This is a genomic window from Candidatus Hydrogenedentota bacterium (assembly GCA_016791475.1).
Classification (GTDB): domain Bacteria; phylum Hydrogenedentota; class Hydrogenedentia; order Hydrogenedentales; family JAEUWI01; genus JAEUWI01.
Map to the genome: position 1 here is coordinate 1 of JAEUWI010000369.1, position 570 is coordinate 570.

General features: G+C 61.4%; 1 protein-coding gene. It reads right to left on the bottom strand.

Annotated features, from left to right (window positions below):
* Positions 1–570: DEAD/DEAH box helicase family protein (locus tag JNK74_29730; protein ID MBL7650353.1), on the bottom strand; the 570-nt coding region annotated here is incomplete at both ends.

Below are 570 nucleotides of genomic sequence, written 5' to 3' on the forward strand. Positions count from 1 at the left end.
GATCGTGAAGAAGATGCTGCCGTTCTTCGGCACTTTCCCCTTCTTCTTGATGTCGGCCGGTTCGATCCGCACCATCGCATCTTCAGGGAACGCCGAGAACGCGTTGTAAGCCTGGTCGGCTAGGATGTTGCGGTCGGCCAGAAACAAGATCCGCGGCCGCCGCTCAGGCCTGCGGCTCAAACTCCAGCGGCTCTGAAACAGCTTCCACGCAAGTTGGAACGCAATGAACGTCTTGCCGGTGCCTGTGGCGAGCGTCAACAAGATGCGGTCGCGACCATCCGCCACGGCCTCCAGCACCCGCTCGATGGCAAGGTCTTGGTAGTATCGCCCTTGGAAGTAGCCGCCCCGATCTTCGAACGGCACCGCCGCGAAGCGATCGCGCCACTCGTTCTCCTCGGCAAAAGTGAGATTCCACAGCTCCGCAGGCGTCGGGTAGCTCAGCAGCTCGCCCTCCGTCCCGAGGTGCATGTCGATGCCGTAAATCCCCTGACCGTTGGTTGAATAAGTGAACCGAACATCCAGCTTGCCGGCGTAGCTCTTCGCCTGCCCCACGCCTGCGGTGAGGGGCTT